At 66.0% G+C, this 16,376-nt stretch carries 16 protein-coding genes; 8 read left to right on the forward strand and 8 right to left on the reverse strand.

The features are described from left to right. Window positions 1-6 precede the first annotated feature (6 nt). The 7 genes from K4B79_RS19635 to K4B79_RS19665 all read left to right on the forward strand — a co-directional run bounded on the left by K4B79_RS19635 (window position 7) and on the right by K4B79_RS19665 (window position 4,896). Entirely contained in the window at window positions 7-462 is a 456-nt protein-coding gene (locus tag K4B79_RS19635; protein ID WP_232028088.1) for a hypothetical protein, read from the forward strand. Between the two features lie 197 nt (window positions 463-659). Continuing rightward, complete coding sequence (locus tag K4B79_RS19640) at window positions 660-1,091, forward strand: WXG100 family type VII secretion target (RefSeq protein WP_232028089.1); 432 nt, start codon at window positions 660-662, stop codon at window positions 1,089-1,091. 79 nt (window positions 1,092-1,170) lie between these two features. Then, window positions 1,171-1,488 carry a WXG100 family type VII secretion target gene (locus tag K4B79_RS19645; protein WP_232028090.1) on the forward strand — a complete coding sequence of 106 codons (318 nt, stop codon included), beginning with the start codon at window positions 1,171-1,173 and terminating at the stop codon, window positions 1,486-1,488. Window positions 1,489-1,589: 101 nt separating this feature from the next. Continuing rightward, window positions 1,590-3,245, forward strand: a complete 1,656-nt coding sequence (locus tag K4B79_RS19650; protein ID WP_232028091.1) for an RNase A-like domain-containing protein — start codon at window positions 1,590-1,592, stop codon at window positions 3,243-3,245. A gap of 56 nt (window positions 3,246-3,301) precedes the next feature. Then, window positions 3,302-3,862 (forward strand): hypothetical protein, encoded by a 561-nt coding sequence (locus K4B79_RS19655; protein WP_232028092.1) that lies wholly within the window; start codon window positions 3,302-3,304, stop codon window positions 3,860-3,862. A 10-nt stretch (window positions 3,863-3,872) separates the two neighbouring features. Beyond that, the gene (locus K4B79_RS19660) at window positions 3,873-4,214 is read left to right on the forward strand and encodes an RNase A-like domain-containing protein (protein ID WP_232028093.1); all 342 of its coding nucleotides are present in this window, start codon (window positions 3,873-3,875) and stop codon (window positions 4,212-4,214) included. A 13-nt stretch (window positions 4,215-4,227) separates the two neighbouring features. Continuing rightward, window positions 4,228-4,896 carry a contact-dependent growth inhibition system immunity protein gene (locus tag K4B79_RS19665; RefSeq protein WP_232028094.1) on the forward strand — a complete coding sequence of 223 codons (669 nt, stop codon included), beginning with the start codon at window positions 4,228-4,230 and terminating at the stop codon, window positions 4,894-4,896. A 227-nt stretch (window positions 4,897-5,123) separates the two neighbouring features. Here K4B79_RS19665 and K4B79_RS19670 read toward each other — a convergent pair whose 3' ends face one another. Beyond that, a complete protein-coding gene (locus K4B79_RS19670; RefSeq protein ID WP_232028095.1) occupies window positions 5,124-5,900 on the reverse strand; it encodes an ATP-binding protein in 777 nt (258 codons plus the stop codon). A 777-nt stretch (window positions 5,901-6,677) separates the two neighbouring features. On the opposite strand from K4B79_RS19670, the gene K4B79_RS19675 reads away from it, so the two are divergent. After that, complete coding sequence (locus tag K4B79_RS19675; RefSeq protein ID WP_232028096.1) at window positions 6,678-7,436, forward strand: GntR family transcriptional regulator; 759 nt, start codon at window positions 6,678-6,680, stop codon at window positions 7,434-7,436. A gap of 787 nt (window positions 7,437-8,223) precedes the next feature. On the opposite strand, the gene K4B79_RS19680 is transcribed toward K4B79_RS19675, so the two are convergent. The 7 genes from K4B79_RS19680 to K4B79_RS19710 all read right to left on the reverse strand — a co-directional run bounded on the left by K4B79_RS19680 (window position 8,224) and on the right by K4B79_RS19710 (window position 16,286). Beyond that, a complete protein-coding gene (locus K4B79_RS19680; protein WP_232028097.1) occupies window positions 8,224-8,826 on the reverse strand; it encodes a hypothetical protein in 603 nt (200 codons plus the stop codon). An 18-nt stretch (window positions 8,827-8,844) separates the two neighbouring features. Then, a complete protein-coding gene (locus K4B79_RS19685) occupies window positions 8,845-11,028 on the reverse strand; it encodes a hypothetical protein (RefSeq protein ID WP_232028098.1) in 2,184 nt (727 codons plus the stop codon). A 5-nt stretch (window positions 11,029-11,033) separates the two neighbouring features. Then, the gene (locus K4B79_RS19690; protein ID WP_232028099.1) at window positions 11,034-11,480 is read right to left on the reverse strand and encodes a hypothetical protein; all 447 of its coding nucleotides are present in this window, start codon (window positions 11,478-11,480) and stop codon (window positions 11,034-11,036) included. Window positions 11,481-11,627: 147 nt separating this feature from the next. Further along, entirely contained in the window at window positions 11,628-12,980 is a 1,353-nt protein-coding gene (mycP, locus tag K4B79_RS19695) for a type VII secretion-associated serine protease mycosin (RefSeq protein ID WP_232028100.1), read from the reverse strand. Between the two features lie 39 nt (window positions 12,981-13,019). Then, window positions 13,020-14,585, reverse strand: a complete 1,566-nt coding sequence (locus K4B79_RS19700) for a translation initiation factor IF-2 (RefSeq protein WP_232028101.1) — start codon at window positions 14,583-14,585, stop codon at window positions 13,020-13,022. After that, window positions 14,585-15,145: a hypothetical protein gene (locus K4B79_RS19705; protein WP_232028102.1), complete on the reverse strand. Its 561-nt coding sequence runs from the start codon at window positions 15,143-15,145 to the stop codon at window positions 14,585-14,587. Before K4B79_RS19705 ends, K4B79_RS19700 begins: the two co-directional genes overlap by 1 nt. A 202-nt stretch (window positions 15,146-15,347) precedes the next feature. Then, window positions 15,348-16,286, reverse strand: a complete 939-nt coding sequence (locus K4B79_RS19710; protein ID WP_232028103.1) for an LAETG motif-containing sortase-dependent surface protein — start codon at window positions 16,284-16,286, stop codon at window positions 15,348-15,350. Window positions 16,287-16,376: the final 90 nt, after the last annotated feature.

Genomic DNA, 16,376 nt, shown 5'->3' on the forward strand with positions numbered 1-16,376 from the left:
GAAAGAATGCGCGACAAACGCTCCGTACGCTCCGTGTTCGGCACGATCGGCACACTGGCCTGTCTGACGGCGGCCATGTTCGCCACGACGGCCCCGGCCCAGGCGGCCACCCCCGCCCCCGCCTCCGTCCAGGCGGCCGCGGCGGAACCGCCCACGATCTTCCCCAAGCCCAACAAGATCGTCCACGTCCCCAACGCCGCCGACATCACCTGCGAGAGCGGCAACCTGTGCGTCGCCGCCTACGACGCCACACAGGGCGACTACGTCGTCTACTACCTCTACTACTGCACCACCTACGAACTCTCCAACTTCGTGGGCAACGGCTCCTACCGCAACCAGCAGACCGGCGGCGCCACCGCCCGCTTCTACGGCCAGACCGGCAACCTCCTGACCTCCGTCCCCGCGGGCGGCAGCAGCAACTCGTACAACTGGAACCCGGTCTGGTCCATCCGGAACTGCTGACACCCTCCTCTTGCCTGCCTGCGCCCTCACCACCATGAACCGCATGGGTGGTGAGGGCGCAGGAGTACCCACCGGCGCGGCCACGAGATGTGGGCCGCGCCGCAGGCATGTCCACACACCGAGCGCGGCTACGGATCGTAGGATCATCGTGACAACGTGAGACTCGCGGTGCCGCAGTGACGTGGCGGAGGTACGGCATGGGCGTGAGCGGAGGCGGTGCGGGCCGGAGCGGTGGCCCGGACCTGCGCGTGTCCGCCGAGGACCTGACCAAGCTCGCCGGTGACCTCGACGACATGCAGGATCACCTGGACAAGCAGGTCAGACGCATGGACGCGATCGTCGACCGGATCGAGACGGGCTGGCGTGGCCCGGCGGCGACGGCGTACCGCGCCTTCCATCGCGCTGCCGCCGAGGACGCCGTACGCATCCGCGAAGTGATGAAGCTTCTGGAGGAGGCCGTCCGCCTCAGCCGGGACGGCTTCAGCCAGGACGATCTGGATGTCCTGGACCGGATGCGGTCGATCCGAGTGAACATCGACAGTGAGGTCGACAGGCTGTCCACGCCCACCACGGATGCCGGAGCGGGGAGCGCCGGGGCCACGTCCCGCAGCAGCCTCGACTCGTTCTGACTGAACCCGAGGCACCAAGCAGACGTCCCACAGCCTCAGTTGCCGACAGTTGCCGTCAGTTGCCGACCCAAGGGGGATCATGTCGACCGGGCCCGCTTCCGCCGACGACCACATATCCGTGTCCTTCTCCACGCTCCAGGAACTCGCCGCCGAGCTGGAGGACATCCTCAAGCACCTGAACGGCAAGCTCGACGACCTCCACGACCGTGCCGTACCCGTCGTCCTCTCCTGGAAGGGCGAGGCCCGCGACGTCTTCGTCGACAAACTCGACGAGTGGGACCGCTCGGCCCAGGACCTCCAGGCTGCCCAGAAGTGGCTGCACGAGTACGTCACCAATGGGCACGCCAACTATGCGGCGGCGCACAAGGCCGTGCTGAGGGGCTGGGGAGCCGGCTGATGGCAGACCGCCCCAGTGACGCCGAGCGCAAGCAGGAACGAGATCAGCTGAGGCCGACGGCGCCCGACGCCAACGGCGGGTTCGACGTACAACCGACGCACTTGTACTACGCGTCGGTGGTGATTCGCGACGGGCAGTTCGACTACGACAAGGGCGCGACCAGACTGGTGAGCGCGCTCAACCAGTACAGCCAGTCGGCGGGCACGGGATGGGGCCCCGACTCCTTCGCCAAGGTCTACATGCAGATCGCCGAGAAGTTCGTCCAGGCCTGGGCGGCCAGCGTGGTGAGCGTCGGCGGTGTGGCGGTCGGCCTGACCACCACCGCCAACAACTATCAAGCGGCGGACTGGGCGGCGCGACGCATGCAGGGACCGACACCCCGCCGTACGCCTCCCGCCGTGATCGACAGGAAGCCGGATTACGGGAAGATCAACGACATCAAGTGGTCGGGGACCGGCGAGGACGCGGACTCGTGGGCCATCTCAGGTGCGCTCGGCGAGATCCCGGACTTCCTTGCGGACGTCGTACGACCGGCCATCGAGTACGGCCTGAATCTGGGTAAGACCCACGAAATCACACCGGGCGCTCGCGATGACGACCTCAAGGGAATGGCCATCGCATGGAGAGAGGCCGCGAGCACCGCGTTGAAGGCCGGGGACGAGTTCACTTCCGCCATCCGCTACATGACGGACCCCAACGGAAACAACGAATGGCAGAGCGCGATGAAGTCGTTCTGCCAGTCGATCTGGGGGACCACGGCCTGGGGCCGTAGTCGAGACGCGCAGGGACAGATCTCCCCGCCCCATCAGGGCGGACGTAGTTGGAAGACCTCGGGGAACGTCGCGCCCGCGCAGCGTCGCCCGATCCTGGAGGTGCTGCACCACACCGCTGACACCATGCAGAAGACCTGTGACGATCTGGCCCAGGTGGCGCGGACCTGCCGGGACACCACCACTGCCCTGGCCAAGGAGGCGGCCAGGGGGATGGTGGTGGACCTGACAGCAGGGCTTGGGGCGTTGGAACTGCTCAAGGGCGGTAGCACCGGCGCATTCTCCACATTGGTGATGACCTTCCGCGAGCACATGGATCGAGAAGCGGCGGACAAGGCTGTCGAGATCTACCAGCAGAAGTTCAGCGATGCCGCCACCGCACTCCTCGCACTGGACTGGGAACTGGACGAGGCACTCAGAAGCGCTCCCACGTTCCTCGCGGAGGAGGCCCGGGCCGAGGCATTCGGCGGACGGTCGATGAACGAGTTCAAGAAGGAGCACAAGCTCCTGAACGGGGAAAACCCGATTCCGTACAAGTACACGATCGACCTCGCGATGGCCGAGGACCTCGGTGGCGGCCACACCATCGACAAACACGTCGGCAAGACCGACGCTCAACTGCTCCAGCGCCTCCGGGACCAGGCCAACAGCTCCGGCGTCCCCAGCATCCCGGCGGCCTCCAGCTTCCCTGACCTGGCTTCCGCCCAGAGATACACCCAGTACTGCATCCGGCAGAGAAGCGCGGAGATCGATGCCTGGCTGGCGACCGGCCGGCCGCCCACTCCGCCATCACCGGTCTTCGAGGTCTCCTCGGTGCGTGCGGACCCGAACAATCCTCTGGCCCCCTCTCAGGTGACGGGTCGTACCTCCGTGGTGGTCAACGGTCAAGCGATCCCGGTGACCGACGCCTACGGCGTGCAGACCCGTCTCAGATACGACGACAGTCTGAATCCGCCCTTCGCCGTGGTCACCTCCATGCCGAAATAGGCTGGAGCTCCGCGATGCTCACGACGCCGACTGATCCACCCTCCCCGGAAGAGCCGATGACAGCACCAGACCCCGCCTCCTGGGCAGACGCCCTGACCATGTACGAGCGGCGGTACTCGATCGTCACTGTGGGACCCCGCCGCCACCAGGACTGGGTGCTGGACGCCGCCGCGATCCTCCGCAAGGAGACGTCGGATCCGCGTTCCTGGAAGTCGCAGGAGTTCTACCAGGAGGACGACGAGGAATGGAGGCCTGACAGGCTTGTGCCCTTCTTGCCGACGGACTCCGGTTGGCGGGCCAGGCTCACAGAGATTCCTCGCTCCTCGGCGGAGCGTCTCCTGGTCGCGATCTCGACCAACTGGCTGGATGTCACCAAAGAGCCCGACTTCGAAGCCCGTCGCCCCGCGCTCGAGGAGAAGGCTCGGGTGCTGCTGGCCCGATTCCCTGCTCCCACAGCCCAGTTCTTCACCAACGGGTCGTACGGGCCAGGTGACCCGCCGGACTTCTACCACCCCATCACCGGCTGTGACCCGTTCAGCGAACATGACTGGGACGTAGGTCTGCTCGCGGTGTCCAAGACCGAACTCGGCATCTTCTGGTCCTTCGACGCCACCTGAGGGGGCTCTCTTGAACAACACTGATGGTACGGAGTCCACCCCGCCCGCCCTCGTCCGTACCCGAGCCGCCACCTACCCCGACCGCGAAACCGCCCAATGGGCCACCCAACAGGTCGTCACCGCCAACGAGCACGTCATCCACCGCTGGCTGGCACAGTCCACTCGCCCCCGTCTGACCATCGAGGCGTCCTGGCCGTCCCGGTCCGAGCCGGTGGGCCGGGTGCTGTTGCAGGCGATGATGCTGGCCGGGCGGGAGCCGGTGGACGTCCGGGCGGCGAGGGTGGTCCTGAGGCGGGACGCTTCCCGGCCGCACGGGTTCGTCGTCCACGCCACCTTCCCCGTCTACTTGTAGAAGGCCGACCGCTGTGCCTCTGAACCCTCTCGAACACGACCGCCGTTACGGCGAGCTGGACCAGGTGCTGCGCGCCTACGCGGGGCAGCCGGCGGACGACACCCCGGACAAGCCGAGCCAAGCCCTGGTCGCCTACCTGCGGCAGACCTGGCACAGCCGCCCCTGGGCGCTCGCCGTCGCCGAACGGCAGGTGCGCCAGTACGCCGACCATCCACCGGGACGGCTGCGGCTGAAGCTGGGCGAGTTCTACGCGATCCCGGACGTCGGCCTGCCCGAGCACGAGATCCAGCAGTGGCTGTACTGCCTCGCCGACCACATCAAACACAGCGTGGAGGAGGGCGAGGTCCCACCTCCGGCCACCCCGGCCACCCACTGGGAGTGGCACGCCCGCTTCCCCGAACTCGGCCAGTTCCTCGGCGGCTGGTTCTCCCAGGACATGCCGGACGAGTTCGACGACCACGAGGCCGCCGTGGCGGACTACCAGGACACCACCGACCCGCACGTCGTCGCGCGGCTGGTCGGCGAGCTGCGTGAGCTCCTCGCCCTGGACATCGATGAGTCCGACTACGCCCTGGCCATCGCCGAACTGGGCACGGAGGTCGACCCGCCGGCGCCGTATTCACCGAGCGGCTGGCTCGCCGTCGTAGCCGACAGCCTGACGACACCGCGCACCGCCCGGTAACTGATGCTGATATCGGTGACGGTTGAGGTGCAACGGGCGGGAGCGAAGCGTCATCGCATCCGCACATCCCGACGGGGCGGTGGAGGAGGCTGAGTCTCACTTCACACGGCCGCGGTGGCCGCATTCTCGTCTCAGCGGGCTCCTTCGATGTGGCCACCGATCAGCGGCCGGTCCGCTCGCCGCAAGGAGCGTGGCCCCCTGGGCTGTTGATCGACATGCACCACGTCTCAATCACCGTGCTCGGGAGCCTCGTTCGGGTCGAGGCCGACCTCGGCCCAGACCGTCAGCCCGCCGCCCGCCTGCTGTGTCCCCCACCGGTCGGCGAGCGCTCCGGTGATCAGCAGTCCGCGTCCGCGTTCCTGCTCCGGTCGTGGTGGTACGGCAGATGCCACCGGCTTGCATGGCCCGGTCCCTGCGTCGGTCACACTGATCACGACCGCATGTGCGGAGAGCGCGCAGCTGACGGTGACGGTCGGACTCCCGCTGTGCTCCAAGGCGTTGGCGACAAGCTCCCCGGTGATCGTTTCCAGGTCGTCCGTCGTGCTGGATGGCAGGCCCCAGGCCCGCGTGGTGTCGCGGACGTGGCGACGGGCGATGCTGGCGGAGGCGCGGTCGTCTCCGGGGAGGGTGAGCAAGGTGAAGGGGCACGCACGGTCACGGTCCTGGAGTGGCTCCCCTTGGTTCTTTCGCCCTCCGCCGGGTCGGAGGACGGGGCGTTCTCCAGTCCTTAGGCGGGTTCTCCGGCAATCGGCGATGAGCAGCGCGTCGTGCAGCGCATCAGCCAACTGCCACGCGAAAACGCCGAGTTCGCCGACGGTCCTTCCGCGCGCCGGAAGCACGTTCCCTACCTGCCCCAGGAGCCGTTCCGCCAGTCCGAGTTGCACGTCCTCGATCCGGTCCGCCAGCCGGGAGACGGTTCCGTCCCCATCGGTGAGAAGCAGGCTGGGTTGCCCCTGACTGCCGGTCCAGGGCAGGAGCCGTACGTGATTCACCTCGCCGCTCACGTGGTTCATGATGCCCCTCCGAGGACGGCATGGATGTCACGGGTGTCGAGGTCGACGCCGTACGCCGCACACCAGAGGGTGTCTCGACGCAGGCGCTGGAGACGGGCCTTCTCCTCATGCTCGTACGCGGTGAGGTAGGGGCGGACGAGGGGGCTTTCCGCGCCGTCGATGGGCTCGTACCAAGGGCGAACCGTTGGGGCGATGGCGGGTGTTCGGCGCGAAGTGGGTGCGGTGCGGTGGACGGAATCCGCAAGTTCTCTCAGCGGCTTCACGCGTGACGGCAGTGCCCTGATGCGGTGCTTTCCGCGTGGGGTGAAGAGGGCGCGGATGCGGTGGAGTACACGACTGATCGCGTAGGACATGTGGTCAACTCCGATCCCGACAGGCTGTTGTCGGCTCTTGTGCCACTCCGGCTCCAACGTCGACTTCGGCCCAGACGGCCGAGCGCTCCATGGTCACGTCATGGCCGTACCGGTCGGCCTCGGCGAGCGCGACGAGGAGGGCGCGTCGGCAGGTGTCAGTGAGGTGGGCGGGAAGGGCGGTCCGGACGCGGATCCGGTCGGTGAACTCTTCGATGAGCGCTGTGTGCCCTGTCAGAACGCTGAGTTGGGCGGCCAATGTGACCGCTTTGGACTTCGCAGAACACACGAAGAAGTCCCCCTGTGACGCGATGAGCACGGAGAGTGGTTCTACTTCAGTAGCTTCCACCTGATGCAGTAGCTTGTCAATGTTGTTGGAAACCCCTGCCGCATCGCCGGAGGAACCGGAGGGCCGCCCATGCCCCGAGAGGCGCCATACCTTGAAGTGGCCGACTCCCTGCGCGCTCGGATCCTTGCGGGAGAGTGGACGGTGGGGTCTCGCCTCCCCTCCAGGGCACAGCTCGCCGATGAGTACGGCGTAGGCCGCAACGTGACACAGCGAGCCATGGATCGCTTGATCATCGAAGGGTTGCTCGAAGGGCGCGCCGGATCAGGTACGTATGTCCGAAAGCCGCGCGAGCGGATGCGCATGGTCCGCTCACGGCACCGCGAACGCCGAGGCGGATCCCCCTTCCGTGCCGACATGAAGGAGAGGGGGCAGGCCGGGACCTGGGAATCACACAGTCAGGCCCGCGTCCCCGCCCCGGCACACATCGCGGAACGACTCGCCATCCGCTCGGGGGACCTCTGCGTAACCACTCGGTACGAGTTCCTGTCGGACGGCAGGCCGGTCCAACTCTCCGAATCCTGGGAGCCGATGGCCATCACGGACGGAACCCCTATCGTGCTGCCCGAAATGGGCCCCCTGGCCGGCATGGGCGTGGTCGAGCGCATGCAGTCCATCGGCGTGCGGGTCGAAACGGCGGTCGAAGTACCGCGCCCTGCCAGGGCAACTCAGGCTCAGGCCAATCTGCTGGGCGTCAGCGTGGGGGCCCTGGTGCTGGAGATCGAGCGGACGTACTACGACACGGATGGCCGTCCCGTGGAAACCGCGGACATCGTGGTGCCGGACGTGCGCTGGGAAGTGGCGTATGAGTTCGGTGTCGACGACGCTTAGGGATCTGAGAGGAGGCCTGTGTGAACGACGACGACATACGCGCGAGTTTTGACGGCCGTGGCCGCGTCGAACTACTGCCCGGCCTGACAACGGCCGCGAGGCAACGCCGGATCGAGGAGATCGGCCACGCTCTCGGCTACCGCCTGCTCGCCACCCAGAACCTCGGCCGCTCCGGCGTCCGGCTCCTCTTCGAACGCGACGACCTCCCGCACGCACGCCGCCGCGCCGAACTGAGCGTTGCCCGGTTGAGGGCGGGCGGTCCCTTGCTGCCAGTGATGGAACCGCCCCCACCCCCTCCACTGGGTCCGCCGCCCCCGGTCTCGTCCCAGCCCCGTCCGCGACAGCCCAGCCGCCCGCCGACACCACCCCCACCACCTTCCCCGGTGGCTCCGCCCCGGCCCCGGGTTCCGCCCCGCCCGGTGGTCCCGCCGCCTCCGCCCCCACCACCCCATGGGGCGACTCAGGAGGACTGAGACTGTGCCGCAGACTCACGACAAGTGTCGGCCTGTTCGCGGGCGCCCGATGGCTTCAGCTGTCGCTTTCATCACAGGCATCACTTCGGCACAGTGAGCCTTCGGCCCAACCTACTGCAGCGACATGGTTCAAGAGCAGATGCAGCGGCGGCGAGAGTAACGAGTGTGCGGGGTGTCATTCGGAAGCCATCCACTTCAGCGCGGGACTCGAAGGTTTATGAGCGCTGCGCTGTGTCGGTGTCTTCCAAGACTTCGTTGCCGGCCTACGCGATGTTCGGGGTAGCTTCGATCTCGTGATCACCTGGCCCATGAGATCACCTAGTGCGACACTTGCCGACTTTGTACGCATGGTCTGTCAGCTGAACCGCAAAATCGGTCAGTGCCTTCCGCAGATCGTTCCCATGTACCCGACTGCCGCCGACGACCCTGACTTCCGTGATCAACGCGTAGCGTTGTAGTGCGTCATCGGCGTTAGCGTCGGGCGGTGTGCAGGCGACGTAGACGGAGGCCAGCCGGTCAAGTGTGAGGGTCTCCATATCGTCCTTGGAGCCTCGCCGGATTTCACCGTAAGTCTCTCCAGACTCCTGCTCGTATCCCGAGAACCAGGTCTCAGTGCTCGCGTCCTGCACATCTGATTCCCCCGAAACGATGTGATCGTCGCTCGTCAACACTCGACAAAAGAAGGTGAAGTCCTTGCCCGGGCTGGTGCCTGTGCCTCGGTCCTTGGCTGATCGTGCGTCAGGAAGGATACTCTTCACTGTGCTTCGCGCCACGGCACCGTCGCAAGGCCGTTCCGGTAGTCGATCGAGCCCCTTCGTGAAGATTTCAAGGTAACCAAGGGCTCCTCCAACTGCAAGAGCGAACGCAGCGGTGGTGACGATCAATGTACGCTTCCCTACGGGAATCTTCTCTCTCACCACGTCATCCATTTCAGATTAAGCGCTCGGCCTTGCGTGAATATCTTCCAAAATCTGATCACTGCGTGACCATCCAGAATTTAGTGACTCGCGAATCAGATTCTGCGTCGCCTCTTCCTTGAGATCTGAATTATGTGCGGCGATTGCATCAGTGGCAGCCCACTGAGTCTGCTGAAGTGCGGAATCCTGGGCTTTGTTGAGGTCTTGGCCGGTCCGGTAAAGTGCGTCATCCAGTGCGCCATCGATCTCTTTCCCTTCCATTAGTCGGTCAATCGCCATTCCTGAAACTCCCCCGAAGAAGCCGCCGACCGCAGCGCTGGTAATGGCACCCGCCGGTGTGGCGGGAACGAGGGCCACGGAGCCGACACCGACACCGGTAGAAATGACAGTTTTGAAGAAATCTCCCTGACTTTTGATCGAGTCGTTGTAGTCTTTTTCTGCCTGTGTAGAATTTTCAATTTCGGCGTCTGCTACTGAATGGCCGACGACACCTTCGATGACGCCAGCATTTTCTGCGACAGCGCGGATAGCATCGGAAGTATTGCCGTCGTAGAGCGAAGGATCGGCGATATGAGCTTCGAGGAGGCTGCTGGTGTAGATACTCTCTCCATAGATGATGGCTGCTCTTCCATCATTGTCTCTGGATACTTCGTACAAGAACCTTGTGACGTCAGCCTTATTCAAGCCGTCAGGGGCTGCACTATCAGTGATAAAGATCGATTCTGCGCCCTTGCCGGCCATCTCAAGGCTGATCTCCGGCATATACGAAGCCGCCATGTGCCCGAAGCTCTCACCCATCCCCTTGGTCACGAGTCCTGCACCCCCGTCGGGCTGTGCGATCGCGTGTGTAATGTTCGCCATGATCGCAACTTGCTCTTCGCTGTGCGGTAGCGCAACGGCCGTCGAGTCGCCCACTACCACACCAGTAACTGCGGCTTCCAGAGCGTGCCCCAATGCTGGACCTCGATCCGTGTACTTGGTAGTTTCCAGCATGTGGTCCAGATCTGACTTGGACTCGAAGGCGTGCACCGCAGCCTCAGGATTATGGGAAAGCCCAACGAAGAGCCCTTCCAGTGGATCTCGTCCGTTGCCATCACCGAAAACGAGGTCCACACCATCGTATCCCTTCACCCACAGGGCATCGGTGTTTGATTCCCCTGCACCCTTGTCGGCTTTGAAGAGCTTATCTCGGTAGTTGTCAAGGAACTCGGTGTCGTACTGGCCCTGGCGCATGAGGCTACTTATCACCTGGGAGCCAAGGGCGCCGATCGGGCTGAGTGACGTGCTGGCGCGGAAGTTTGTATTGCTCTCTGCAATAAGGTTCTTCTTCCACTCTTGCATTGCCTCTGAATCCGAGAAGGATGCGGTCGCCAAGGTTAGACCCAGGTTTTTCTGCAAGCTCTTCATCGCCTCAAGCTCCGAGCCACGGGCGCCGGCGTGCGCGTGGGCCATCTCGGTCCAGAACTGGAGCGTCCCCTTGGGTCCGAGCCCTCTCGCGAACTGCTCTGAGAACAGAGAGTCGTCGCGGTACATCGCCATCGTCCGGTTAAAGTCGGCGATCTCGTCGAGGGTCATCTTGTCCGGATCCTTGGCCATCTTCGCCAGCTTCTCTGCGGCTGCAACTGCCCTGGCCGCAGAGTCGCGATCCCCATACTTGGCATCAGAGAAACCGTACTTGGCCTGGTCGACGAGCAGTTTGAGAACTTTCGCCGCGCTATTGTCACTCTCGGTAGCCTTGCCAAGGATGCGAGTGATGTCGTCGCGGAGTGTCTCGGCCGCCCTCTGATCTCCGGCCATGGTGTTTCCGCTGGGATCGGACGACCAGTCAGGGCGGTGGCTCGTGCTGACCATGAACGTGCCATCGCCGGTGTCCACCACTGTCAGTTGATGCCTAGCACCGCGCTCGATGGCGTCGTTCAACTGCGTGCGGTAGTCGATGAGCTCGCTTCGGGTGTCCTTGAGGATCTTAGCGATGGAGTCGGCCTGGGTATGAGCGTCAGCGAACTCTGCCGCAGTCTTGTCGACGAATTCGCGAGTGACGTTGGCGTTTACCCCGGACCACTTGGCCCTAACTGCCTTGTTCTTCAGGTTGTTCTCCGCGTCCCTCTTAAGGTCGGCGAGTTTCTTCGTCATCTGCTCCCAGTCGGTGATCGCCTCACCCAGCCTGGAGAAGTTGCCGAATCGGAGTGCGTCGAGGTCCATCGGAGTCAGTTGTCCTTCCGGTCGTCGAAGCCGGAATCCAGCAAGGCAATCTTGCTGACAGCACCGGCGATGTACGTCTCGTCGGCCGCATGCTGGTTCTTGGTGAATCGCAGGTGGTTCGAGATGTGTGCGCAGGCGTCCAACAGAGTCTTTGTCTGCTCGCTCCACCGTTCAGCGACGTGCTCAAGAGCGGCTCCCAGCGCGAAGCCCTCACCCTTCAGCCCGCCAGCAGCTGACACCGATGCGACACGTGCGTGACCGCTGTGGTGTTGGAAATCGTCGAACAGGTCATGGGCTGCTTTGCCAACTGCCTCAAGGTCCGCGTGGTCAGCCGTGAGATCACCTTGAGTTGCGTTTCCTCCCTGATCAGCTGGGAGCTGATTGAGCTGCATCTGCGTGGAATGCCGCTCCGCCGCCGATGCTTTGAGCTCGTCCCACTCCTCCCACGCCATGCGTGTTTCCTCCCCGTGTTGGTTTTTACGTCGTGAGGTGGTTGCCAAGCGTCAGGCCATCCTCCTGGGAGGATCAACGTGTGCCACTTAGCCTCTGCCAGGTTTTCTCGTCGCTTTCATATGGCACTGAAGAACCGTGTGCTCGCTTCACCCGGCACCTGGCCCTTGACGGGGCGGGTATCCACCACCCGGCGGGTCAGGGGGTGGGATGAATCCTGGTCCTGGGTAGCCGAATTGACCTGAAGTAGCTGGCGGCAGCGGAGCGCTTGATGGTCTACGGCGGCTGCGCACAAGCAGTGCGATTGTTCCTCCGGCCAGGGCGATACCGCCTGAACCCAGCGCGATCCAGAGAGTGCTGCTGCCGTCCTTCGACGAGGAGACCGTGGCATCTGGGCTTTCCTGACTTCCCGCAGTTTCCGTGCCGTCTGAGCGCTCATTCGCGGAGGTCGCTGGGGTCGGCACGCGTGAGGAGTCGGCCTTCAGGTCGGGAAGGGGATAGACATCAGCCGGGCCGGGATCGCCCGGGTTCTGCAAGGCGATGCGGGGGCGGACGATGCCGTAGCCGATGGCGTCGTTGCGCTTCTTGCCGTCCGTGGGGGCGCCGATGGTGTTCAGCATGACGCGGAGGACCTGGTTGTTGGTCCAGGTGGGGTGCTTGGACCAGATGAGGGCGGCGCTGGCGGAGGCGAGGGCGGTGGCGTCGCTGGTGCCGTGACTCTCACACAGACCGGTCTTGCTTCCGCAGGCGTGGAGCATGTCCTCGCCGGGTGCGGCCATGTCGACCTGGGGCCCGTACTCCGACTCGGCGGTTCTGCGGAGGTCTCTGCCGACCGCTGCCACACCTACTACTCCTGGTGTGGCGGCCGGGTACTCGACCTGATTGGTGGTGGTTCCGCTGTTTCCGACAGCCGCGAAGATCAGTGAGCCTTTGGTCAGGGCGTACTTGACCGCATCTGTCAGCTGAGGTGAACCCGTCGTGTGTCCCAGGGAGATGTTGATGACCTGTGCGCCCGCGTCTGCGGCATAGCGGATGGCTTCCGGGGCGACTTTGTCGAACTGCTTGTCCGCTTCCGCTTGGTTGGCCGAACTATCGGAATCGGGCATGCGGATCGGGAGGATCTTCACGCCGGGGGCGAGACCGAAGGCGCCCTGACCGCCACCGTACGCGCCGGTACCGGCGATCAGACCGGCCATGCCTGTGCCGTGGCCGTCGTAGTCGGTGTGCTCATCGCCCGGCTGGTCCGGTGCGAAGTTCTTGCCGGACAGGACGCGCCCCTTCAGATCGGGGTTGTCCGGGTCGACGCCGCTGTCGACGACGGCGACCGTGATGCCCTCGCCGGTGCTGGTCTTCCACATTTGCTCGGCCTTCATGGCGTCGAGGAACCACTGCTCCTCGCGGGTCGACGCCTGGGCCGGTGTGCCCGAGCCCACCAGCAGCAGGCCGAGGGCCGCCGCTGCCGCGGCACGGCGGCCTCCGTATCGAGTGCTGCTGGTGCGCATGAACGTCGCTCTCTCTGATCCTGCTGTTCCTGGGTGGACCTATTCCTGAGTACGACGGTCGATGACCGGTGGTACAGCTGGGCGCGTGCCCTGCCGCCAGGTCTCCTCGTCCTCGACCACGCCATAGGGGCGCCCGTTGCCGCCGCTTGTTCTCCTCGCGGGGTTCTGGTGAGAGGCCCCGGTTCCGCCGGTACCGTGTCCCTCGCTGTGGCGTCCCGTGCCGGGCGTACTGCCTACGACACCTCGGCCCGCCGTGCCGGGTCCGGCCGCGGTGCCGGGGGCCCCGGGGGTGCCGGGTCTGGCTCCTGTTGCTCCCGTACGTCCCGGCTGCTGGGGGCGGGCATTGGCCACGCCGTCGTTCGGGAGTGGTCGGCCGCCGACGACGCCACCGTTCGAGACCGAAGGCCGACGACCAGGCGTTTGGCCCGTCTGGCCCATCACCCGGCCGCCTGGATTGGTTGATCCGGCGGTCTGGCCCATCGGGCCGCGTGGGGCTGTCCCTTCGCCGCCTACGACGGTTCCGCGCGGGATGCCCATCGACTTGCCCGGGGACTGGGGTACAGGGCGGCCACCGACGATGCCGTTGCCGCTTCCGCCGCCAACCGCGGGCATGCGTGAGGGGTTGGACGTCGCGCTTTGCCCGGGTGGGAAGGGCATCCGTCCCGTGGCAGGGGAACGACCCTGCCCCGCCGGGCCGTTGACCGGGGTGCCGAACACGGGAGGAGCAGTGCCGGTCTGAGGCGTCGGACCGCCTTTCAGCTGGTCCGGGCCAGGCAGGGGGTCCGCCACGGCATGCGGGCCCGGCGCACGGGGAAGCAACGTGTCGACCGAGTCGATGCTCATCCGCGTGGGTTGGTCCACGTCCACCTGCGGACGGCGTTCAGGTGAGGGCACGCCTGACGACTGCCGAGGGTCGGGAACGCCGGACCGTGTGTGCGAGATCGGAGCGTTTACCGATGGGGATGCCTGCTGCCCTGAGACGCCTGGGCGGGCTGTGGCCTCCATCCCGCTGCGTCTATCGCCCCCCGACGGGACGAACGCCGCCGGCGGCGGCGGAAACTTAGGCCTCTCCAGCGCCCCCATCTGCGCAGACGACACCTGATACGACTGCCCCAGCTTCCGCATCTGCGCGGCAGCCTCCAGACGCACCTTCTCCCGGTTCGCCGCCAGGGCTTCCAGTTCGCTACGGGACTTGGCGCTCACCGCTGCCGCGTCCGGATCGTTGCGGGCGGAGTTCGCGGCGGCGAGGTTGGCTGTCGCGCTCGGCATGTCGCGGGGAATGGATGCCTGGGCCGCCGCGATCGCTCCCGATGCCTGGCCCAGCCACTTCGCCGCGTCCTCGCTGAAGTCGCCGAGGCGCAACGTGGAGTTGGCGAGGTCGCCGGTCCAGGTGCGGAAGGCGTCGGCGCCGTCGCCCTTCCATTCCACGTACTGGGGGCGGACCTTCAGCTCGTCGGCGATCTTGCGGATCTCCTTGGCTGCCGCGATCAGGCGGTCGGCCGCGGCCTGGACCGTGCCCGCGTTGGCCTGGTCGAGCCACGCCAGCATCTGTTCGTGGCTCATGTTCTCGAAGGAGGTGCTGCCACCGGGGCCTTGGGTCGGCATCAGATCGAGCCTCCCGCGTCGCCACCGGACGGGGCCTTCGGCGCATCCGCCGTACCGGGTGTACCCGCCGTACCGGCGCCGTTCGCGCTGCCTGTGCGCGCGACCTCGGGGTCGTACGCCCCGCCGTAGTGCTTGGTCGTCTCGGTACTGATCGCGACCATGCGGTCGCGAACGTCCGTGTCGATGTTCTGGTAGCCCTTGTGGGAGGCGAGGACGGCGATGCTCATGCCCTCCATGGAGTCGGACAGGAGCTTCGAGAGCGTCTCCAGTTCCGTGATCACCGTCTCGTACGCGCCGTGCAGGCCGGCCGCCTCCGCCCACGCGCCCTCGCCGCCGCCGAGCTGGTGGCGGACGAGCTGCTCCTGGCCGAGCTTGTCGGGGCCCGCGGGAGAGCCCTTGAGGTCACGGATCAGTTCGTCGACGCGGGCCTGGAACTTGGTGAAGGACGCGTACTCCACCGCGACTTCGTTGGCGGCCGCGGCAGCGGTCCGAGCCGCGTCGAAGATCCCGGACATCCACGACGACGTGTCCGACGACGATCCGTCCTCGCTCGGTAGCACGCTGACCCTCCCCGTACATCATCAGCAGTCGACGATTCAGGGGTAACTGTAGCTAGCAGCTGTGACAGCGAACATTCCGTCCGCCGACAGGTAGGGGACGGATCCAGCCAACCGTGACACCGAAGGGGCCGCCCGCATCACGATCGGCGGGTGGCCCCCAGGGCTAGGAAGACTCAGTACGCGTCAGTCAGGGCTACGGCCGTCAGGACCGCGTCGCCTTCCGGCGTCGCGTCATCACCACGATGCCCGCGCCGCCCGCGAGGAGCACGGCCGCGCCGATGGCGATCGGGCCGGTGGAGCTGTTGGCGCCGGTTTCGGCGAGGTCGCCGCCGCCGCCGTTCGGGCCGGGGGCCGGCGGGGTGGTGGAGGGGGTCGGGGTGGAGGGGGTCTCCGAGGCCGGCGGGGTGGTCTCGTCGGCCGGGGGCGTGGTTTCGGAGGCGGGCGGGGGCGTTTCCGAGGCCGGCGGGGTGGTCTCCGAGGCGGGCGGCGGGGTCGTGGCCGGCGGGGTGGAGGCCGGGGGCGTCTCCGCGGGGGCGCAGAACTTGGTTCCGCCGTTCCAGGCCGCGATCAGCTTGTCCTTGATGACCGGGCGGTCCGGGCCCTTGGGGAGGTCGCCGTGCTGGAAGCCGTCCTGCGCGTCGAGCTTGCCGTCGAACTTCACGGCGCCGCGGTAGAGGTCGATCTGCGCGTAGCAGCCGGCGTCGGGGACGGAGATGTCGAGCGAGTCGGTCTGGCCGGGCTTGACGGTCACGGTGTCGAAGTCGACGAAGACCTGCTCGCCCGAGGTGGCGAAGGTCGGGCCGTGGGCGATGTAGGAGGCGAGCGAGGCGGTGCAGGTGGAGGCGTCACCGGCGGTGCGGACCTTGATGTGGACCTTGCCGTCGTCGGTGGGCTTCAGGTTCTGGTCGTCGACCTTGACCGAGTCGTAGAAGTTCGAGCCGTCCAGGGAGAACTGGCAGCGGTCGGTCACGGTCTCCGTGCCCGCGCCCGTTCCCGGCTTGTAGTGGCCGCCCGACTTCCAGCCGTCGCCGCCTGGGGTGCCGGTCGCCCAGGAGGTGGGGGCGGAGACGGCACAGAGGACGAGTGCCGCGGCGCCCGTCCCCAGCAGGCGGCGCGCGGTGACACGTCTAGCTATGGACATGCGGATCCCATTCGGAGGTGTGAGGGGTGGCGAGGGTGCCACAGAAACACGTGGCTCATTGGTCACATGCGCCACAGTGTTCCGACATCG

Origin of the sequence: Streptomyces lincolnensis (assembly GCF_021173675.1) — a bacterium.
Classification (GTDB): domain Bacteria; phylum Actinomycetota; class Actinomycetes; order Streptomycetales; family Streptomycetaceae; genus Streptomyces; species Streptomyces lincolnensis_B.